This is a genomic window from Nocardioides sp. InS609-2 (assembly GCF_023208195.1).
GTDB lineage: Bacteria > Actinomycetota > Actinomycetes > Propionibacteriales > Nocardioidaceae > Nocardioides.
In genome coordinates this window covers 3,812,171-3,830,090 of sequence record NZ_CP060034.1, presented here as the reverse complement: position 1 = coordinate 3,830,090, position 17,920 = coordinate 3,812,171, and the positions used below count along the sequence as shown (strand labels likewise).

16 protein-coding genes are annotated in these 17,920 nt (G+C 70.2%); 6 read left to right on the top strand and 10 right to left on the bottom strand.

The window, feature by feature from the left end:
* Positions 1-9: 9 nt before the first annotated feature.
* Positions 10-4,890 (bottom strand): NAD-glutamate dehydrogenase, encoded by a 4,881-nt coding sequence (locus H4Q84_RS19785; protein WP_248580788.1) that lies wholly within the window; start codon positions 4,888-4,890, stop codon positions 10-12.
* A 76-nt stretch (positions 4,891-4,966) separates the two neighbouring features.
* Between H4Q84_RS19785 and H4Q84_RS19780 the strand changes: the two genes are divergently transcribed.
* A complete protein-coding gene (locus H4Q84_RS19780; RefSeq protein WP_248580787.1) occupies positions 4,967-5,446 on the top strand; it encodes a DUF2505 domain-containing protein in 480 nt (159 codons plus the stop codon).
* Here H4Q84_RS19780 and H4Q84_RS19775 read toward each other — a convergent pair.
* A complete protein-coding gene (locus tag H4Q84_RS19775) occupies positions 5,434-5,586 on the bottom strand; it encodes a hypothetical protein (RefSeq protein WP_248580786.1) in 153 nt (50 codons plus the stop codon). The genes H4Q84_RS19780 and H4Q84_RS19775 overlap by 13 nt on opposite strands.
* An 89-nt stretch (positions 5,587-5,675) precedes the next feature.
* On the opposite strand from H4Q84_RS19775, the gene H4Q84_RS19770 reads away from it, so the two are divergent.
* The gene (locus H4Q84_RS19770; protein ID WP_248580785.1) at positions 5,676-6,749 is read left to right on the top strand and encodes an alkene reductase; all 1,074 of its coding nucleotides are present in this window, start codon (positions 5,676-5,678) and stop codon (positions 6,747-6,749) included.
* A gap of 63 nt (positions 6,750-6,812) precedes the next feature.
* Here H4Q84_RS19770 and pruA read toward each other — a convergent pair whose 3' ends face one another.
* Genes pruA through H4Q84_RS19755 form a run of 3 tightly spaced genes read right to left on the bottom strand, consistent with a single transcriptional unit; the run spans position 6,813 to position 10,297 of the window.
* On the bottom strand, positions 6,813-8,441 hold the full coding sequence (pruA, locus tag H4Q84_RS19765) for an L-glutamate gamma-semialdehyde dehydrogenase (protein WP_248580784.1): 1,629 nt from the start codon (positions 8,439-8,441) through the stop codon (positions 6,813-6,815).
* Between the two features lie 48 nt (positions 8,442-8,489).
* A complete protein-coding gene (locus H4Q84_RS19760; protein ID WP_248580783.1) occupies positions 8,490-8,849 on the bottom strand; it encodes a hypothetical protein in 360 nt (119 codons plus the stop codon).
* Complete coding sequence (locus H4Q84_RS19755; protein ID WP_248580782.1) at positions 8,846-10,297, bottom strand: wax ester/triacylglycerol synthase family O-acyltransferase; 1,452 nt, start codon at positions 10,295-10,297, stop codon at positions 8,846-8,848. The genes H4Q84_RS19760 and H4Q84_RS19755 overlap by 4 nt, the downstream gene beginning before the upstream one ends.
* A gap of 134 nt (positions 10,298-10,431) precedes the next feature.
* Between H4Q84_RS19755 and H4Q84_RS19750 the strand changes: the two genes are divergently transcribed.
* Positions 10,432-10,797: a hypothetical protein gene (locus tag H4Q84_RS19750; protein WP_248580781.1), complete on the top strand. Its 366-nt coding sequence runs from the start codon at positions 10,432-10,434 to the stop codon at positions 10,795-10,797.
* 1 nt (position 10,798) lies between these two features.
* Positions 10,799-12,139, top strand: coding sequence for a hypothetical protein (locus H4Q84_RS19745; protein WP_248580780.1), 1,341 nt, complete (start codon positions 10,799-10,801; stop codon positions 12,137-12,139).
* On the opposite strand, the gene H4Q84_RS19740 is transcribed toward H4Q84_RS19745, so the two are convergent.
* Together H4Q84_RS19740 and H4Q84_RS19735 are read right to left on the bottom strand one after the other, a co-directional pair.
* Positions 12,102-13,361 carry a hypothetical protein gene (locus tag H4Q84_RS19740; protein WP_248580779.1) on the bottom strand — a complete coding sequence of 420 codons (1,260 nt, stop codon included), beginning with the start codon at positions 13,359-13,361 and terminating at the stop codon, positions 12,102-12,104. The two genes, H4Q84_RS19745 and H4Q84_RS19740, sit on opposite strands and share 38 nt — an antisense overlap.
* Positions 13,362-13,363: 2 nt before the next feature.
* Positions 13,364-14,008 (bottom strand): hypothetical protein, encoded by a 645-nt coding sequence (locus H4Q84_RS19735; protein ID WP_248580778.1) that lies wholly within the window; start codon positions 14,006-14,008, stop codon positions 13,364-13,366.
* 125 nt (positions 14,009-14,133) lie between these two features.
* Here H4Q84_RS19735 and H4Q84_RS19730 point away from each other — a divergent pair, with 125 nt between their 5' ends.
* Positions 14,134-14,382 (top strand): helix-turn-helix domain-containing protein, encoded by a 249-nt coding sequence (locus H4Q84_RS19730; protein ID WP_248580777.1) that lies wholly within the window; start codon positions 14,134-14,136, stop codon positions 14,380-14,382.
* Positions 14,383-14,389: 7 nt separating this feature from the next.
* Here the strand turns inward: H4Q84_RS19730 and H4Q84_RS19725 are convergent, their stop codons facing one another.
* From H4Q84_RS19725 to sigE, 3 genes are read right to left on the bottom strand one after another with little or no spacing between them, the layout of a single operon-like run.
* Positions 14,390-15,862 carry a trypsin-like peptidase domain-containing protein gene (locus H4Q84_RS19725; RefSeq protein ID WP_248580776.1) on the bottom strand — a complete coding sequence of 491 codons (1,473 nt, stop codon included), beginning with the start codon at positions 15,860-15,862 and terminating at the stop codon, positions 14,390-14,392.
* Complete coding sequence (locus H4Q84_RS19720; RefSeq protein WP_248580775.1) at positions 15,859-16,395, bottom strand: hypothetical protein; 537 nt, start codon at positions 16,393-16,395, stop codon at positions 15,859-15,861. Before H4Q84_RS19720 ends, H4Q84_RS19725 begins: the two co-directional genes overlap by 4 nt.
* Before the next feature lie 11 nt (positions 16,396-16,406).
* A complete protein-coding gene (gene sigE, locus H4Q84_RS19715) occupies positions 16,407-17,021 on the bottom strand; it encodes an RNA polymerase sigma factor SigE (protein ID WP_248580774.1) in 615 nt (204 codons plus the stop codon).
* A 230-nt stretch (positions 17,022-17,251) separates the two neighbouring features.
* Between sigE and H4Q84_RS19710 the strand changes: the two genes are divergently transcribed.
* Positions 17,252-17,917 (top strand): O-methyltransferase, encoded by a 666-nt coding sequence (locus H4Q84_RS19710; RefSeq protein WP_248580773.1) that lies wholly within the window; start codon positions 17,252-17,254, stop codon positions 17,915-17,917.
* Positions 17,918-17,920: the final 3 nt, after the last annotated feature.

The window sequence follows — 17,920 nt, the reverse complement described above, 5'->3', positions numbered from 1 at the left end:
GCTTTGGCGTCACCCGGTGGCAAGCAGGGCGCGGACGACACGCAGGCCCACGGACATGCGCGCGAGGTCGGGATTGTCGTCGGAGCAGATCTCCTCGAGCGTCGCGGCGGACCGCCCCACCTGGTCGGGATCGGCGTCCTCCCACGAGGCAACCCGTGCCGGCGCGGACTCCGCGTCGGTCGTCGCCTCGAGCACCTGCGCGGTCAGCTGTGCATGCACGGCATACAGGTCGTCGCGCAGTGCGGCCCGCGCCATCGTGGCCCAGCGGTCATCACGCGGGAGGTTGATGATGCGGCCCACGAGCGCCGGCAGGCCGAGTCGCTCGCCGAGCGCGAAGTGCACGCGCGCCACCTCGGCCGGGTCGACACCCTCGCGCTCTGCGGTCTCGACGACGTTGAGCAGTGCGTACGACGGCGGCAGCACGGCCACCCGGGTGGCGAGCTCCTCGGGCACCCCTTCGGCCACCAGCGAGTCGCGACGCTCGACGAACGCACCGAGTTCGCGTCCGCTCATCAGGTCGGGCAGCTCGGCCATCACCTTCTGCACCTTCACCTCGAAGGCCGTGACGGTCGACTCACTGTCGAGCGGAGGACGCCGGTTGTTGACCAGCCACCGCGAGGCGCGCTCGACCAGGGTGCGCATCTCGATGCGCATCCGTGTCTGCAACGTCGCGGGCAGCACGTTGTCGTAGGACTTCAGGTCGTCACGCAGCTGTAGCGACCCGAAGATCTCGCGGGCCACGAAGTTGGCCCGGGTCAGGTCGGCCGCGCTGGCGCCGGTCTCGCCGGCCAGCCGCGGCCAGAACGTCATGCCGGCGCCGTTGACCAGGTCGTTGACGACCTGGGTCACGATGATCTGGCGGCGCAGCGGGTGGTCGAGCATCTGGGTGCGGTAGCCCTGCCGCATCTTCGACGGGAAGTAGGCGAAGAGGTCGGCGCGTAGGAACGGGTCGTCGGGCAGGTCGGAGGCCAGCAGGTCCTCGGCCAGCACGATCTTGGTCCAGGCGAGCAGCACCGACAGCTCCGGCACGGACAGCGCGTCACCGCGCTCGAGGAGGCGGCGTACCTGCCGGGTGGTCGGCAGGCCCTCGAGCTCACGGTTGAGCACGCCGCGGCGCTCGAGCGCCTTCATCCAGTCCTCGTGCACGTGCAGCAGCCCGGGCGCGTTGGCGGCGGCGTTGGCCAGCGCGAGGTTCTGCTCGTAGTTGTCGCGCAGCACCAGCTCGGCGACCTCGTCGGTCATCTCGGCGAGCAACGTGTTGCGCTGCTTGCCGGTCAGGTCGCCGTCGGCCACGACCTTGTCGAGCAGGATCTTGATGTTCACCTCGTGGTCGGAGGTGTCGACGCCGGCGGAGTTGTCGATGAAGTCGGTGTTCATCCGGCCACCCTCACCGCGCCGGGACGACCGGGCGTACTCGATGCGGCCGAGCTGGGTGAAGCCCAGGTTGCCACCCTCGCCGACGCACTGGGCGCGCAGCTGCCCACCGTCGACGCGGATCGCGTCGTTGGCCTTGTCTCCGGCGTCGGCATGCGTCTCGTCGGACGCCTTGACGTAGGTGCCGATGCCGCCGTTCCAGAGCAGGTCGACCGGCGCCAGCAGGATCGCCTTCATCAGCTCGGCGGGCGTCATGCTCGGCACGTCGCCGGAGATGCCGAGGGCGGTGCGCACGGTGTCGTTGAGCGGGATCGACTTCAGGTTGCGGCTGAAGATGCCGCCGCCCGAGGAGATCAGGCTCTTGTCGTAGTCCTGCCAGCTCGAGCGGGGCAGGTCGAAGAGACGCTTGCGCTCGGCGTACGACGAGGCGGCGTCAGGCTCTGGGTCGAGGAAGATGTCGCGGTGGTCGAAGGCGGCCACGAGCCGGGTGTGCTCGGAGCAGAGCATGCCGTTGCCGAACACGTCGCCCGACATGTCGCCGATGCCGACGGCGGTGAAGTCCTCGGTCTGGCAGTCGATGCCGCGCTCGCGGAAGTGCCGCTGCACCGAGACCCACGCGCCGCGCGCGGTGATGCCCATGACCTTGTGGTCGTAACCGACCGAGCCACCGGAGGCGAACGCGTCCCCCAGCCAGAAGCCGTAGTCGTTGGCCACGCCGTTGGCGATGTCGGAGAACGTCGCGGTGCCCTTGTCGGCGGCGACGACGAGGTAGGAGTCGTCACCGTCATGGCGTACGACGCCGGGCGCCGGCACCGTCACGCCGTCGACGAGGTTGTCGGTGACGTCGAGCAGCCCGCAGATGAACGTCTTGTAGCAGGCCACGCCCTCGGCGAGCCACGCGTCGCGGTCGGAGGAGTCGGGCAGCTGCTTGGCGAAGAATCCGCCCTTCGCGCCGACCGGCACGATCACGGTGTTCTTCACCATCTGCGCCTTCACCAGGCCGAGCACCTCGGTGCGGAAGTCGTCGCGTCGGTCGGACCAGCGCAGGCCACCACGCGCCACCGCGCCGAAGCGCAGGTGCACGCCCTCGACCCGCGGGCTGTAGACGAAGATCTCGTACTTCGGCCGCGGCGCGGGCAGGTCGGGGATGGCCGACGGCTCCATCTTGAACGACATGTAGTCGTGCACGCCGCCACCGGTGGCGGGCTGGAAGTAGTTGGTGCGCAGCGTCGCGTTGATGTGGGTCAGGTAGGAGCGCAGGATGCGGTCGTGGTCGAGGCTGACGACGTCGTCGAGAGCCCTGGCCAGCTTGTCCTGCACCGCTTCGACGAGGGCGACCCGGGCCTCCGCGTCGGCCGGCAGGTGGTCCTTGCCGGGGTCGAAGCGGGACTCGAAGAGCTGGACGAGCAGCCGGGTGATGTCGACGTTGCCGCGCAGCGCGCCCTCGATGTAGTCGAGGGCGAAAGGCGAGTTGCCCTGCCTCATGTACTTCGCATAGGCGCGCAGCACCGTGGCCTGGCGCCACGTCAGCCCGGCCCCGAGCACCAGTGAGTTGAAGCCGTCGATCTCGTTGTAGCCGTCCCAGACGGCACGCAGCGCGTCGACGAACAGCCTGCGGGCGGGCTCGGGCAGCTCACGGCCGTAGCGAAGCCCGAACTCGTAGATGTAGGTCTGGCGGGGCAGGGCACTGAGCTCGTAGGGCCGCTCGTCGACCACCTCGACACCCATCGACGACAGCATCGGCAGCACCTGCGACAGCGACAGCGGCGGTCCGATGCGGAAGACCTTGAGCCGGGCCTCGCCGCGGCCCGCGTCGACATGGGCGTAGAGCGCGAGGTCGAGCCCCACGCCGCCCGTGATGGCTTCCAGCCGGCCGAGGTCCGTGGAGGCGGTGGCCGGGCTGAAGTCCTCCTTGTAGGCCTCGGGGAACGACTCCAGGTAGGAGCGGCCGAGCCGCGAGCCCCGCTCGTCGCCGTACTCTCCGATGACGGCGGCGATGAAGTCGTCGCGCCACGAGCGCGAGGCGGCGGCCAGCCGGCGCTCGATGTCGGAGGTGTCGATGTCGCCGATGTGGCCACCCTTGGGCGGGTGTACGACGAAGTGCACGCGCGCCGTCGACGACTCGTTGACACGTGCGGTGAACTCCACGGAGTCGCCGCCGAGACGGTCCTTGAGGATCTGCGCGAAGCGCTCGCGGACGCCGGTGTTGTAGCGGTCGCGGGGTAGGTAGACGAGCACCGAGACGTAGCGGCCGTAGGTGTCGCGACGGACGAACGCCCGCAGCTGACGCCGCTCGCCGGCGTACATGACGTTCTCGGCGATCGGCGCGAGCTCCTCGACGGGAGTGTGGAAGAGCTCGTCGCGCGGGTAGTTCTCGAGGGTGTCCATCAGGGCCTTGCCGGCGTGGCTGCGCTGGTCGAAGCCCGCAATGCGCTGCACCTCGGCGGCCTTCTCACGGAGCAGCGGGATATGCGTCAGCGACTCGGTGTAGGCGCCGCTGGAGAACAGCCCGAGGAAGCGGCGCTCCCCCACGACCTCACCGTTGGCGTCGAACTTCTTGATGCCGACGTAGTCGAGGTAGGCCGGCCGGTGCACGGTCGCCCGCGAGTTGGCCTTGGCGAGCACGAGCAGCGTCTTCTCGCGTGCCTTCGCCTTGACCAGCGTGGGGAGCTTGCCGAACGACGTCGACATGTCCTGGTCGGCGCGCAGGATCCCGAGGCCGGTGCCGGGTACGGCGCGCAGCAGCACGTCGTCGCCGTCGTCCTCGAGCTTGTACTCGCGGTAGCCGAGGAAGGTGAAGTGGTCGGCAGACAGCCACTTCAGCAGGTCGCGTCCCTGGCGCAGCTCCTCGGCCGACAGCGGCGGCGGGGACTCGACGAGCTCGTCGCCGATCGCCTTGATCTGGGCCTGCATCCTCTCCCAGTCCTCGACCGACTCGCGGACGTCCTGGAGGACCTTGCGCAGCGACTGCTCGATCTCGGCGGCGCCCTCGTCGCCGGCGATCCGGTCGATCTCGACGTGCATCCACGACTCGGCCAGCGCCTGGTCGTCGGGGGCGACCTCGCCCTCCTCGACGGCGCGCACGCTCTCGAGGGTGCCGGTGATGTCGCGCAGCACCTGTAACTGGGGGTGGATCACGGCGTGCACGTTGCGCTGCAGGCGGCCGAGCTCCATCGTCACGGAGTCGACGAGGAACGGCATGTCATCGGTGACGATCTCGACGACCGAACGACCGCCGGCCGACCAGCCGGTGTCGGAGAGGCCGGGCGTGCTGACCCGGACGACCGCGCGGCCCTGCGGCCGGCTCTCGGCGAGCTTGTAGTGGCTCGCCAGGGCGCCGTACAGGTCGGTCCCGCTGCGCTCGGAGACGTCCTCCGGAGCGACGTGGCGGTAGTAGGCCCGCAACAGCGATCCCACGACCTCGTGCGGTGGGCCACCGGTGCCCGAGCTCTTGTGGGCGACGTCCGTCGCCCTGGCGATCAGTTCGGCCTTGTCATCCTCGATCGTGGTGGGCACAAGCCGACCCTAGGACTCGTGACGACAGCCACACAACACGGGTGGCTGTCAATCGGTATGCGCCATGATGTCGGCCATGAGCAAACGACTGACCCATGATCTGACGTACGACGCGCCGCTGGCCGATGTCGCCGCAATGCTCGCCGACCCGGCGTTTCGTGAGCGGGTGTGCGACGCCCAGGGCGTGCTACGCCACGACGTGACGATCGAGGCCTCCGGCGAGGGCAAGCACGTGCGGATCGACCAGGTGCAGGCGGCCAGGGGTCTCCCGTCGTTCGCGGCCAAGTTCGTCGGCGACGAGATCTCGATCGTGCAGGACGAGGAGTGGTCGGCCGCCGAGCACGCCGTCCTCACCGTCGCTATCCCGGGCAAGCCGGGCGAGATGGCCGGCACCATCACGCTCGTGGAGTCGGGCGGCGTCACCACCGAGACCGTCGACCTGACGATCAGGGTCGGCATCCCGCTGGTCGGCGGCAAGATCGAGGGCGTCGTGGCGGACATGCTGCTCAAGGCACTCAAGTCGGAGAACAAGGTCGGCCGCGACTACCTGTCCTGATCCGCGGCGGGGGCGGCGTCCTGGCGGCGGCGCAGCCACACCACGATCCCGAGCAGCAGGAACGGCCCGAACGCGAGCAGCAGCGTGAGCACCTGCTCAAAGGGATGCAGGGCCCCCAGGTGGAGCGGCGTGATGTTCATCGCCCTCCATTCTCGCGCGCGTTCGGAATGACCGGCACACCTCCCCTGGTTGATGGAGTGTTCAACCAATTCCACCAGAGGAGACACGCATGCCTGATCTGTTCGAGGCCCTGACCGTCAAGTCCTGGGAGCTGCCCAACCGCCTGGTGATGGCGCCCCTGACCCGCAACCGAGCCGACTCCGACGGGGTGCCGGGCGACCTCGCCGTCGAGTACTACTCGCAGCGCGCCTCCGCCGGGCTGATCATCACCGAGGGCAGCCAGCCCAGCGCGCGTGGGCAGGGCTACCTCGACACGCCCGGCTTCCACTCCGCCGAGCAGATCGCCGGCTGGCGTCGCGTCGCCGACGCCGTACACGCCGAGGGCGGACGCATCGTCGCCCAACTGATGCACGCAGGCCGCATCTCTCACCCCGACAACACCGGCGGCCAGGAGATCATCGCCCCGAGCGCGATCGCGGCACCAGACCAGATGTTCACCGCCGGCGGCCCCAAGCCGTTCCCGGTGCCGCGCGCCCTCGAGACCGACGAGATCCCCGCTGCTGTGCAGGAGTACGTCACGGCTGCCCGAAACGCGATCGAGGCCGGCCTGGACGGAGTCGAGGTCCACGCCGCCAACGGCTACCTCATCCACCAGTTCCTCGCCCCGGGCTCCAACGAGCGCACCGACGAGTACGGCGGCTCTCCGGCCAACCGGGCCCGCTTCGGCATCGAGGTCACGCAGGCAGTCGTGGCGGCCATCGGCGCTGACAAGGTCGGCATCCGGATCTCCCCAGCCCACAACATCCAGGGCGCCACCGAGGAGGACCCGGCCGACGTCGAGGCGACGTACACGGCGCTCATCGAGGCCATCGCTCCCCTCGGGCCGGCCTACCTCAGCGTGCTGGCCGACCCGAAGCTCGACCTGGTGCAGGACCTGCGCGCGGCCTTCGGCGGCGTGCTGATCGCCAACGACGGCTTTGGCGACGTGACGACCCGCGAGTCCGCCCAGGAGATCCTCGACAAGGACCTGGCCGACGCGGTCGCCATCGGCCGCCTGTTCATCGCCAACCCGGACCTGCCGGAGCGCTGGGCGACCGGCGCCGAGCTGAACGAGCCGAACCCCGACACGTTCTACGGCGGCGGCGCCGAGGGCTACACGGACTACCCGTTCCTCACCCGCTGACGCACACGCAGGAAGACCCCGCCCGGACTTCCCGGGCGGGGTCTCTTGCATGAGTACGGCGGCTCAGCCCATGTGCGGGTAGCGGTAGTCCTTCGGCGGGACGAACGTCTCCTTGATCGACCGCGGGCTGGTCCAGCGCAGCAGGTTGATCGCGGCGCCGGCCTTGTCATTGGTGCCGGACGCACGACCGCCGCCGAAGGGCTGCTGCCCGACGACGGCACCGGTCGGCTTGTCGTTGATGTAGAAGTTGCCGGCGGCGAAGCGCAGCTCACGACCGGCCCAGGCGATCGCCGCACGGTCCTGGGCGATGATCGCGCCGGTCAGGGCGTACGGCGCGAAGCTCTCCATCTGCGCCACGACCTGCTCGAACTTGCTGTCGTCGTAGACGTGCACGGCCAGGATCGGGCCGAAGTACTCGTCGGAGAACACCTGGTCGGTCGGGTCGGTCGAGACGACCACGGTCGGCCGGACGAAGTAGCCCACCGAGTCGTCGGTCTGGCCGCCGGCCACCACGGAGAGGTGCTTGTTGCGGGCCACCCGGGCGAGCGCCTTCTTGTGCTTGGCGAACGCGCGGTCGTCGATCACGGCGCCCATGAAGTTCGACAGGTCGGTGACGTCACCCATGGTGAGGTTCTCGACGTCGGCCAGGAACTGGTCCTCGAGCTTGTCCCACACCGACTTCGCGACGTACGCACGAGAAGCGGCCGAGCACTTCTGGCCCTGGAACTCGAAGGCGCCACGGATCATCGCGACGCGTACGACGTCGGGGTCGGCGCTGGGGTGGGCGACGATGAAGTCCTTGCCACCGGTCTCGCCGACGATGCGCGGGTAGGTGCGGTACTGGTCGATGTTGGCGCCGATCGTCTTCCAGAGGTGGTGGAAGGTCGGCGTCGATCCCGTGAAGTGCACGCCCGCCAGGTCGCGGTGCGTCAGGGCAACCTTCGAGACGTCGAGTCCGTCGCCGGGGAGCATGTTGATGACGCCGGGCGGCATGCCGGCCTCCTCGAGGAGCTCCATCGTGAGGCTGGCAGCGAGCTGCTGGGTCGGCGACGGCTTCCAGATGACGGTGTTGCCCATCAGTGCCGGAGCGGTCGGCAGGTTGCCGGCGATCGCGGTGAAGTTGAACGGCGTGATCGCGTAGACGAAGCCCTCGAGCGGGCGGTGGTCGGTGCGGTTCCAGATGCCGGGGCTGTTGGCGATCGGCTGGTCGTGGTGGATCTGCTTGGCGTAGTGCACGTTGAAGCGCCAGAAGTCGATCAGCTCGCATGCGGCGTCGATCTCGGCCTGGTAGGCCGTCTTCGACTGCCCGAGCATGGTCGCGGCGTTGATGCGCTGGCGCCACGGACCGGCCAGCAGGTCGGCGGCCTTGAGCAGGATCGCGCACTTGTCGTCGAACGGCATCCGCTGCCACGGCAGCGCGGCATCCTTGGCGGCCTTCACGGCGGCCTCGGCGTCCTTGGTCGTGGAGTTCTTCATCGTGCCGAGCACGTGCTGGTGGTCGTGCGGCTGCACGACCTTGATCTCGGCACCGCCGCCGTTGCGCTTGCGGCCGTTGATGTGGGCGCGCAGCGTGTGCTGCTTGCGCTCCAGCTTCTCGAGCTCCACCACCAGGGCGTCCCGTTCGGGGCTGCCCGGTGCATAGGTGAGGTTCGGCTCGTTGATGGGAGCCGGCGGGGTAGTCACTGCGTCCATGCCAGCGAGGGTAGCGACCGGCGGGCCCTTGTGCCGACTCGGCGGGGGCTACCGCAGCAGGTGCGGGATCTCCTGCGCGGCGAACCACGCCAGGTCGTCGTCGGGGTCTGCGTCGTCATCGGTGTCGACGTGTACGGCGACCACGTCGCGCCACGCGATCTCACCGTCGCCGTCGTCACTCGTCTGGTCACTCGTCTGGTCACTCGTCTGGGCCACAAGCACGCAACGGCGACCCGGGCCGTCGAGCAGGGCGGCGGAGAGGTCGGCGGCGGTCATCAGAGCGTCGTACTCGGACTGTTCGTCGTCGCCATCCGGAACCACCCGCTCGGCCGAGGCCGGTACGGCGCCCGCGGTGTGCCAGGCGCCGAGCAGGTCGAGGGTGGCGGCGAGGTAGCTGCGGGTGCTCACTTCTTGCCCTTCGACGTCGATGCCTTCTTGCGACCTCGCGGGGCGCGCTGCCGGGCGGGGCTCGCGGAGTCGACCAGCTCGTCGAGCGCCTCGAGGACGCACTGCCCGAGCACGTCGGCGTCGGGCAGCAGGTCGCGGTCGGCGGTGATGCCCCAGAACACCCGCCCGTCGTACGACGTCACGCCGATCGCCAGCGCGTGACCCGGGAGGAGCGGGTGGACGGGGTAGCTCTCGAGCATCCGTGCGCCCGCGGCGTACAGAGGGAACTGAGGGCCGGGCACATTGGTGACCGAGAGGTGGAAGCCCCGGCGCAGCTCCTGCGCGGCGACCCGGGAGCCGAGTGCGTGGAACGTCGTGGGCGCGAAGCCGGCGATGCCGGCCAGCCGCTGCGCGCCGACGGCACGGCCTGACTTGCCGTGTCCGTGGAAGCCGTAGCTGACCTGGTGCAGGCGGACGACGGCGCTGGGCTCACCGATCGGCAGGTTCACCTCGTGGCCGGCGATCTGGGTGCCGAGCGAGGTGGCCTCGAGCTCGTCGTCGATCACTGACATCGGCACCATCGCCTTGAGCTTCTTCATGCCGCCCAGCGACTCGGTGCGGGCCATCAGCCAGCCTCGCAGCGCGCCGGTGACGGTGGCCAGGATGACGTCGTTGACGGTGCCCCCGTGCACGCGCCGGATGCGCTGGTAGTCCTTGAGGTCGGTCTCGACCGTGACGAACCGGCGCTGCTGCGACAGGACGCCGTTGACCGGCGACTCCGGCACCGGCCTCCGGTTGGACAGGGCGCCGGCGACGGTCCCGACGCGGTTGAGCGTCTGCTCCGCGGTGCGCAGGGCGGTGCCGATGTTGCTGCGCACGGTGTTGAGCACGGTGAACGGGTCCTGCACCGACTCGGCCAGCGCGTCGGTCACCAGCGAAGCGGGGGTGGGCCGCGAGCGGGCCCGCCACTCGTCGTGGCCCAGCGTCTTCGGCTCGGGAGAGTCATCGAGCAGCACCTGTCCGAGGTCGACGGTTCGCACGCCGTCGACAAGGATCTGGTGGGACTTCGAGAGCACCGCGACCCGTCCGCCGGCGAGCCCCTCGACGAAGTAGACCTCCCACAGCGGCCGGTGCCGGTCGAGCGGGCGCGAGATGATCCGCGCCGTCAGCTCACGCAGCTGGTCGAGACTGCCCGGACGCGGCAGGGCCGAGCGGCGTACGTGGTAGGCGAGGTCGAAGTCCGGGTCGTCGACCCAGACCGGGTTGGCCAGCCGGCCGGGCACCGCCTGAAGCCGCTGCCGGTAGCGCGGCACGAACGCGATCCGGTCGCCGATGAGCTCGACCAGCCGCTGGTAGTCGAACGCGCTCTCGCCCGGGTCGAATATCTCGAGGGTGGCGTTGTGCATCGGCGTCGTGGGCGACTCCGTGGCCAGGAAGGCCAGGTCGCGCGGACGCAGCCGCTCGCTCATGCGTGCCCCCTGTCCGCCAGGTGTGACCGGTGTCGGCTCCGTTTGCCGCCTCGTGGGATTCTGGCAGACGCACGCAGTGAAGCGCGCGAGCCCACGGTTGGTGGGACCACCGGAGCACGAGGAGTTGTACGAAGATGTGGCGCACCACGATGGGACTGCTGGGCCTGTGCCTGGCGGCTGCCACCCTGACCGGCTGTTCCGACGACTCAAAGCCCGCAGACGAGCCGTCCGGCGACGTCGTCTCGTCGGTCGACATCACCTTCTCCGGCGACACGGTCGAGCCCAACGGCGAGCGCATCCAGATCAAGAAGGACGTGCCGCTGACCCTCAACGTCACCGCCGACGCCCCCGGCGAGATCCACGTCCACTCGAACCCCGAGCAGGAGTTCGAGTACGACGAGGGCGAGACCGAGCTCGAGCTGACGATCGACGCGCCGGGCGTCGTCGAGGTCGAGTCGCACACGCTGGAGAAGACCATCCTCCAGCTCGAAGTCCGCTGAGGTGGACCGCAGCACTCTCGCGCACGGCATCGGCGGGGCCAAGGACCTGCCGATCTCGCCCGAGCTGGCGATCGCGGGCGCCGTCGCGGCGCTCACCATCTCGTTCACGGTCCTCGCCCTTGCCTGGCGCACGCCCCGCTTCGACGCGGCCACTTCCGGCCGCCCCGCTCCGCGCCTGCAGGCGCTCGTCGACGCACCGTGGTTCGGCCTCGCCACCCGCACCTTCGGCATGCTGCTGTTCGTCTACACGCTGCTGGTCGCCGTGGTCGGCAAGGACCTACTCACCAACCCGTTCTTCGGCATGTTCTACGTGCTGCTCTGGGTCGGCCTGATCCCGGCTTCCCTGCTGCTTGGCCCGGTCTGGAAGACGATCAGCCCGGTCCGCACCATCAACGCCGGCTTCGCCAGACTGGCCGGCAGCGACGCCGAGTCGGGTATGTACGACTACCCACGTCGCGTCGGCTACTGGCCCGCAGCGGTCAGCCTCTTCGCGTTCGTCTGGCTCGAGCTGGTCTACCCCTACTCCACCGAGCTCGGCCCGGTGCGGCTGTGGTTTGCCGCCTACGTCGCCGCGATGCTCATCGGCGGCGCCCTGTTCGGCAATCGCTTCTACGCGTACGGCGACCCGTTCGAGGTGTTCTCGACGCTCGTCTCGAAGCTGTCGGTCTGGGGCCGTCGCCGCACCCCGGGCGGCCGGGGCCCCGGACTGCTCGTCGTACGCATGCCGCTCGCCAACCTCGACACCGTCGTGGCCGCACCCGGCCTGGTCGGGGTGATGGCCGTATTGTTCGGGTCGACCGCCTTCGACTCGTTCAAGGACTCCAGCCGGTGGGTGCGGTTCGTCCAGTCCAGCTCGATCAGCACGTCGTTGCTCAACAACCTTGCCCTGCTGGCGTTCTGTCTCGCCGTCGGAGCGGTCTTCGCGATCGGCACCATGGCCACCGGCGTCAGCAAGGACGCGCGGCGCAGCGAGCTGCCAGCCCTCTTCGCGCACTCGATCGTGCCGATCATCGTGGGCTACTTCTTCGCCCACTACCTGACCTACTTCGTGGAGCAGGGCCAGATCACGCTCATCCAGATGAGCGACCCGTTGTCGCGGGGCGACAACCTGTTGGGCACCGGCAACTGGTCGGTCAACTTCTGGCTGTCGTTCCACCCGACGTTCCTTGCCAACAGCAAGGTCGTCGGGGTCGTGATCGGCCACGTGCTTGGCGTCATCGCGGCCCACGACCGGGCCGTCAAGCTGCTGCCGCCGCGGCACCAGCTCACCGGTCAACTGCCGCTGCTGTTCACCATGGTCGGCTTCACCGTCGGCGGGCTCTACCTGCTGTTCGCCGCCTGAACCCCGTACGACGGTCTGCCGCGGCCGCCATCGTGGCCGGGAACATCGCGTCCACCAGACCACTCACCGCGCGGGTCAGCGCGCTGTCGGCCGTCTCGGCCAGGCTGCGCCCGCCGACCAGGGCCCGGTCGACGCCGGGCCGGTCGTCGGGCAGGAAGTGCAGCCCCGAGATGCGAGCGAAGCCCTCGACCATGCCGGCGATGTCCTTCTCCGACCAGCCCAGGCTCGGGCGCATCCGGTTGACCGCCACGCGCACCGACAGCCCGCCGGTGAGGTCGCGCAGGTCGACCAGCCCGCGGGCCAGCCGCGAGAGCCCGACCGGGTCGGCGGACCCGACGACCAGGATCTCGTCGGCGGCCTCGATCGACTCCAGGGTCATCGTGTTGCGGGCCGGAGCGGTGCCGAAGTCGGACCCGCGGTCTTGCTCGACGCTGAACCCCGTGTCGACCACGACGTGCGACTGCTCGCGGCCGAGCTCGAGGATGTCGGTGACCGCTCCGGCGCGGACCTCGACCCAGCGGTCGGCACGCGGCAGGCCGGTCAGCACGCTGAGGTGCTCGTCGACCGCGCGTCGTACGCTCGTGAACCGCTCACGGAGCTGACCGCTGCCCGCCAGCCGAGCCGCCGACAGCACGCCCGAGACCTCGTCGAGGATGCCGAGGTGCTGGGCCACGGCGCCGGCCCAGGGGTCGGCATCGACGAGCAGCGTCGCCGCATGCCGACGCGACAGCTCTGCCGCAATGGCGGTGGCGATGGTGGTGCGGCCGGGAGCGCCGGCCGGTCCCCACACCGCGACGACGCGGTGGGTGCCAGGCTCGGCAGGCACCGGCGGCTCCGCGGCGAGCTCGTCGCGGATGCGAGTGTCGGCCAGGTCCTCCACGCTCGACACCGACTCGGCCAGCGAGCCGAGGCCCGAGACCGGCACCAGCGTCGCGATGTCGAGTCGGGCCGCCCGCGCGACGGTCTCGTCGTGCTCGGGGTCAGGGACGACCGCGACCGGGCGCACGGCATGGCGTCGCAGGTGTGAGATGGCCGAGGCATCGAGGCCTGGCGCGTCGAGCGAGAGGACAACGACATGGGCCTGGCCGTTGCCGGCCGAGGCGAGCAGGTCGTCGACGTCGACGCACCTCTTGAGTACGACGACATCGTAGGCGTCGGAGAGCGACTCGAGCGCCGCAGACTCCCAGGCCGCGCCCGACGCGAGCAGCAGGACACAGATCATCGTCAGCCCCGGCCGACCAGCATCACCCGGCCGGCGCCGCTGGCCAGGATCAGGTCGGAGAGATCGGTGTCGTCGGGGATGCCGAGCACGAGCTGCCGGTCGGTCGACGAAGAGCCGAAGTCGGAGGAGCCGACGGGGCTGTCGATGACGGCGACGTCCTCGACGGCCAGCGTCGCGGTGGCCTTGTCGTCGCCGGAGTCGGGGACGATCCAGACGTCGACGCGCGAGCCGGGGCCGACCGACGTCGGCACCTGGGAGCCGGGCACCGAGACCGAGAGAGCGACCGTGCCGGCGTCGTCAGCGGTGCCGAGGGCGGCGCGGGGCAGCAGCTCGCCGTCGCCCACGCCTCGGGTCAGGACGAGGTCGGCGGGCAGCTCGTCGGCGACGCGGAGATAGCGCTCGGCGTCGGCGGGGTCTGCGAAGCGCACCCGGGCCTGTTCGAGGTCGCCCGCGTCGACCGCCACTCCGGGAGCCAGGTCGCCGGCGACCCCCCACACCGCGATCGAGTCGTCGGAGCCGCCGATGATGCGGGCGCCGGCCACCACGGAGGCGGCCACGATGGCAACGCCGATCCACAGGCGGGGGTCGCGCCAGCCAGGTGGCTGGGCCCGGACAGCGGACGGTGCGTCGTTCTTCCCGAGAGTCACCCGCACATCATGCAACGTCGACGGCGACCCGCGCAGAGGGTTGTCCACAGGCTCCGGCAGGACCGTTGTCCACAGGAGGTGGGACGAACAGCGATTCACGGCCCCCGGAGTGGCACGATGGGGGCATGGCCGGCACCCCCCGCTTCCTGACGCTCGCCGACGTCGCCGATGTGCTCAACACCTCGAGCGCACAGGTCTACGCGCTCGTCCGCCGCGGCGAGCTCTCGGCCATCAAGATCGGTGGCCGGGGCCAGTGGCGCGTCGAGTCGGCACAGCTGGAGACGTTCATCGAGCAGATGTATGCCCAGACGCGCGACTTCGTCGACCAGCACCCGTTCGTCGAGGCCGACGCGGGGCGCGCTGTCGAGGAGTAGCTCCTTCTCAGCCGACTTCTGAGTCGAGGGTGACCTTCACGTCGCGCTCCTCGCCGTTGCGCACGATCGTGAACTCCAGCGTCTCCCCGGGCTGGTGCGTACGGATCGAGACGATGAGCGAGATGCCGTCGGTCACCCGCTGGCCGTCGACAGCCACGATCAGGTCGTCCTCGAGCAGCCCGGCGTCCTGCGCCGGAGTGCCGTCGTTGACCTTGTCGATGCGGGCGCCGTCGGTGGTCTGGCCACCGGTCTGCACCTGCGCGCCGATCACCGGGTAGCGCGCCTCGCCCGTCTCGAGGATCTGGTCGGCGGTGACCCGCACCTGCTCGATCGGGATCGCGAAACCGACGCCGATGTTGCCGGACTCGCCCGACAACCCGCCACCGGTGGTGGCGATGGCGGAGTTGACGCCGACGACCTGTCCGCCGAGGTTGACCAGCGGACCACCGGAGTTGCCGGGATTGATCGCTGCGTCGGTCTGCACCGCATTGATGTAAGACGACTCGTCACCCGACTCCCCCGTGGTCACCGGGCGGTTGAGCGCCGACACGATGCCCGCCGTGACCGTCTGGCTCAGCCCCAGCGGCGAGCCGAACGCCACCACCGGGTCGCCGACGTGGAGGTCGCGGGAGGCACCCAGGGCCGCGGGCTGCATGTTGGCTGCGTCCTTCACGAGCAGCACCGCCAGGTCGTAGACCGCGCTGCGCCCCACCACGGTGGCCGGATAGGAGTTGCCGTCGGAGTCGACGACCTCGATCGGGCCGTCGTCCGATGCGGCGCTGGCGACGACGTGGTTGTTGGTGATGACGTGACCCTGCCGGTCGAGCACGAACCCGGACCCGGTCGCGCCGGCTTCCTTACCCTCGAACTCGGCGATGATCTGGACGGTGCTGGGCAGCAGTTCCTGCGCGACCGCGGCCACCGAACCGTCGATCGGGTCGAGCGGCGTGTCGGTGCGGGTGTCGACGGAGTCGAGGCCACCGCTGATGTTGTTGTCGTCGCCGAGTCGGTCGATCGCCACGGCGCCGAGGGCACCGCCGCCGAGACCGATCACGAGCGCGAGACCTGCAACGGCGGGCCACAGCCAGCCGGGCACGCGGCCACGAGGCTCGCGTTCGGCCCGGTCGGTCGCTTGCATCGGGGTGGTGGCGTAGGCACCCTGCGGGCCCGCGTACTGGCCGGCGGGCGGGCCCCAGTACGGCGTCTGCTGGGGCGGGATCGGCGACGGGCCGGCGGGGGTCGCCGGGCCGAAGCCGGGCACCGGGCCGACCATGCCGGTGTCGACGTCGTCCTGGTCGGTGGGGTGAGCGGCAACCGGCTCGTCGTACGGCTGGGAAGGGGTCACCCAGCCCGAGGGCTGCTCGCCGAGCCGGCCGTGGTGCAGCGGCTGGGTGGGCTCGGTGTCAGCAGGAGGCTCGACATCGTGCGCGCGCCCGGAGTCGAGATCGTCGTCAGGATGGCCCGAGTCGTTGTCGTTCACGGACCCATCTTCTCGCGGATGGCCCCAGGTCGCACGGTTCGGGTGGATCGATGCTTGTGGTCGGCCGTGGCGCCCATGCCCGGAGTGGCCGTGGACGTGGGCCGGGTGAGGCTCGTTACGGGCGCCCGGCGCTCCATCTGGGGGGCGTTGGCGGGGCCGGCACCGAGCGCGAGTACGCCGACAACAGCCACGCCGACAGCACCACTGCCGATGACGCCGCCGACCACACCTCCGACGAAGCTGCTGCCACCGAAGCCGTGCCCGGAGGTACGACGCGGGCTGGCCGGAACGAGGTACTCGGGCTGACGCGGGGCGGCCAGCGGGCGCGCCATCAGCAGAGAGTCCTTGAGCCGGTCGGGAGCCGCGGCGTCACCGAGCGAGAGCCCGGCCAGTCGCGTCTTGACCATGCCTTCGCGCTCGACGAGGTCGCGGCACGGGTGACACTGGTGCACGTGCTGCCACCAGCGGTCCTCCTCGGCCGCGGGCATCCGCCCGTCGAGGAGCGCGCTGACTCGCGTGCCCAGGTGACCCATGACCGGAACCATCATGAGGTGCGCCCGATGACCTGGATCGGTCCGGTGGCCGGGCCGGCGTACCGCTGGCGGCCGTCGACCGGGGCGCGGTGGGCCAGGGCGTTGCGCAGCATGGCGCGTCCCCGGTGGATGCGCGAGCGCACGGTGCCGAGCTTGGCGTCCATGATGTGCGCGATCTCTTCGTAGGTGAGTCCCTCGACGTCACAGAGCACGACGGCGGCGCGGAAGTCGGGAGGCAGCGTCGAGAGCGCGCGCTCGATGTCGTCGTCGAAGGTCGTGTCGGCGTAGACGATGTCGGGCGTCGCCTCTCCGCTGGTGAGGCGGCTGGCCCGCTCGTCGGAGAGGGCGTCGAAGCGGATGCGCTGCTTGCGACGGGCCGAGTCGAGGAAGAGGTTGGTCGTGATCCGGTGCAGCCAGCCCTCGAACGTGCCGGGTGTGTAGGTGTCGAGGGAGCGGAAGACCCGCACGAACACTTCCTGCGTGAGGTCTTCGGCGTCGTGGCGGTTGCCGGTCAGCCGGTAGGCCAGCCGGAACACGCGGTCGGAGTGCCGCTCGACGATCTCGTCCCAGGTCGGCACCTCTGCGGGGCCGGAGCCGTCAACCGGAGGGGGTACGTCGGCAGCCATGGGAGCCTCCTGGGTGCCGCGGGGCTTCCGGGGCGATGAACCGAACAAGATGACAACCTGACGCTAGGGAACTGGCCTGAGAGGAACCTGTGAAGTCGCAGGGATTCACCGGAGATTCCTCTCTGTGGGGCACAACGAGCCGGGCGCCCGCACTGTTCCCGGGAGGTTCCGACGGCTCCGGTTCGCGATAGGGTCGTGGGGCTGTTGACGCCCGCGCGACCCGCCCGACCATGGAGGCCATCATCACCACGCCGATCAAGCCCGCGAGCTGGTCCTACGCCGAGAGCTTCGTGGCCGAGGACGACGTCCTGGCGGCTGCCCGCGCCCGGGCCGACGAGGTCGGCGTCTCGCCGATCGGCGCCGGCGGTGGGGCCGCGCTGCGTTTCCTGGCTGCCGTGCTCGAGGCGCGTGCCGTGGTCGAGATCGGCACCGGCACCGGCGTCTCCGGCCTGTGGTTGCTGCGCGGCATGCGGCCCGACGGGGTGCTGACCACGGTCGACATCGAGGCCGAGCACCAGCGGCTCGCCAAGGAGACCTTCGCCGAGGCCGGCATCCCGGCCCAGCGCGCCCGCACCATCTCAGGCGCCGCCCTCGACGTGCTGCCGCGCCTGACCGACGGTCACTACGACCTGGTCTTCTGCGACGGCGACAAGCGCGAGTACTCCGCCTACCTCAAGGAGGCACTGCGGTTGCTGCGTCCCGGTGGCGTGGTGGCCTTCGACAACGCGCTGTGGCACGACCGGGTCGCCGACCCGGCCCAGCGCGACGAGGAGACGGTCACCATCCGCGACCTCGGCAAGGAGATCGCCGAGCACGAGTCGCTCGTGCCGGTGCTGCTGCCCGTCGGCGACGGTCTCCTGCTGGCGAAGAAGGAGTGGGCGGGCGACGAGGCGTGAGCC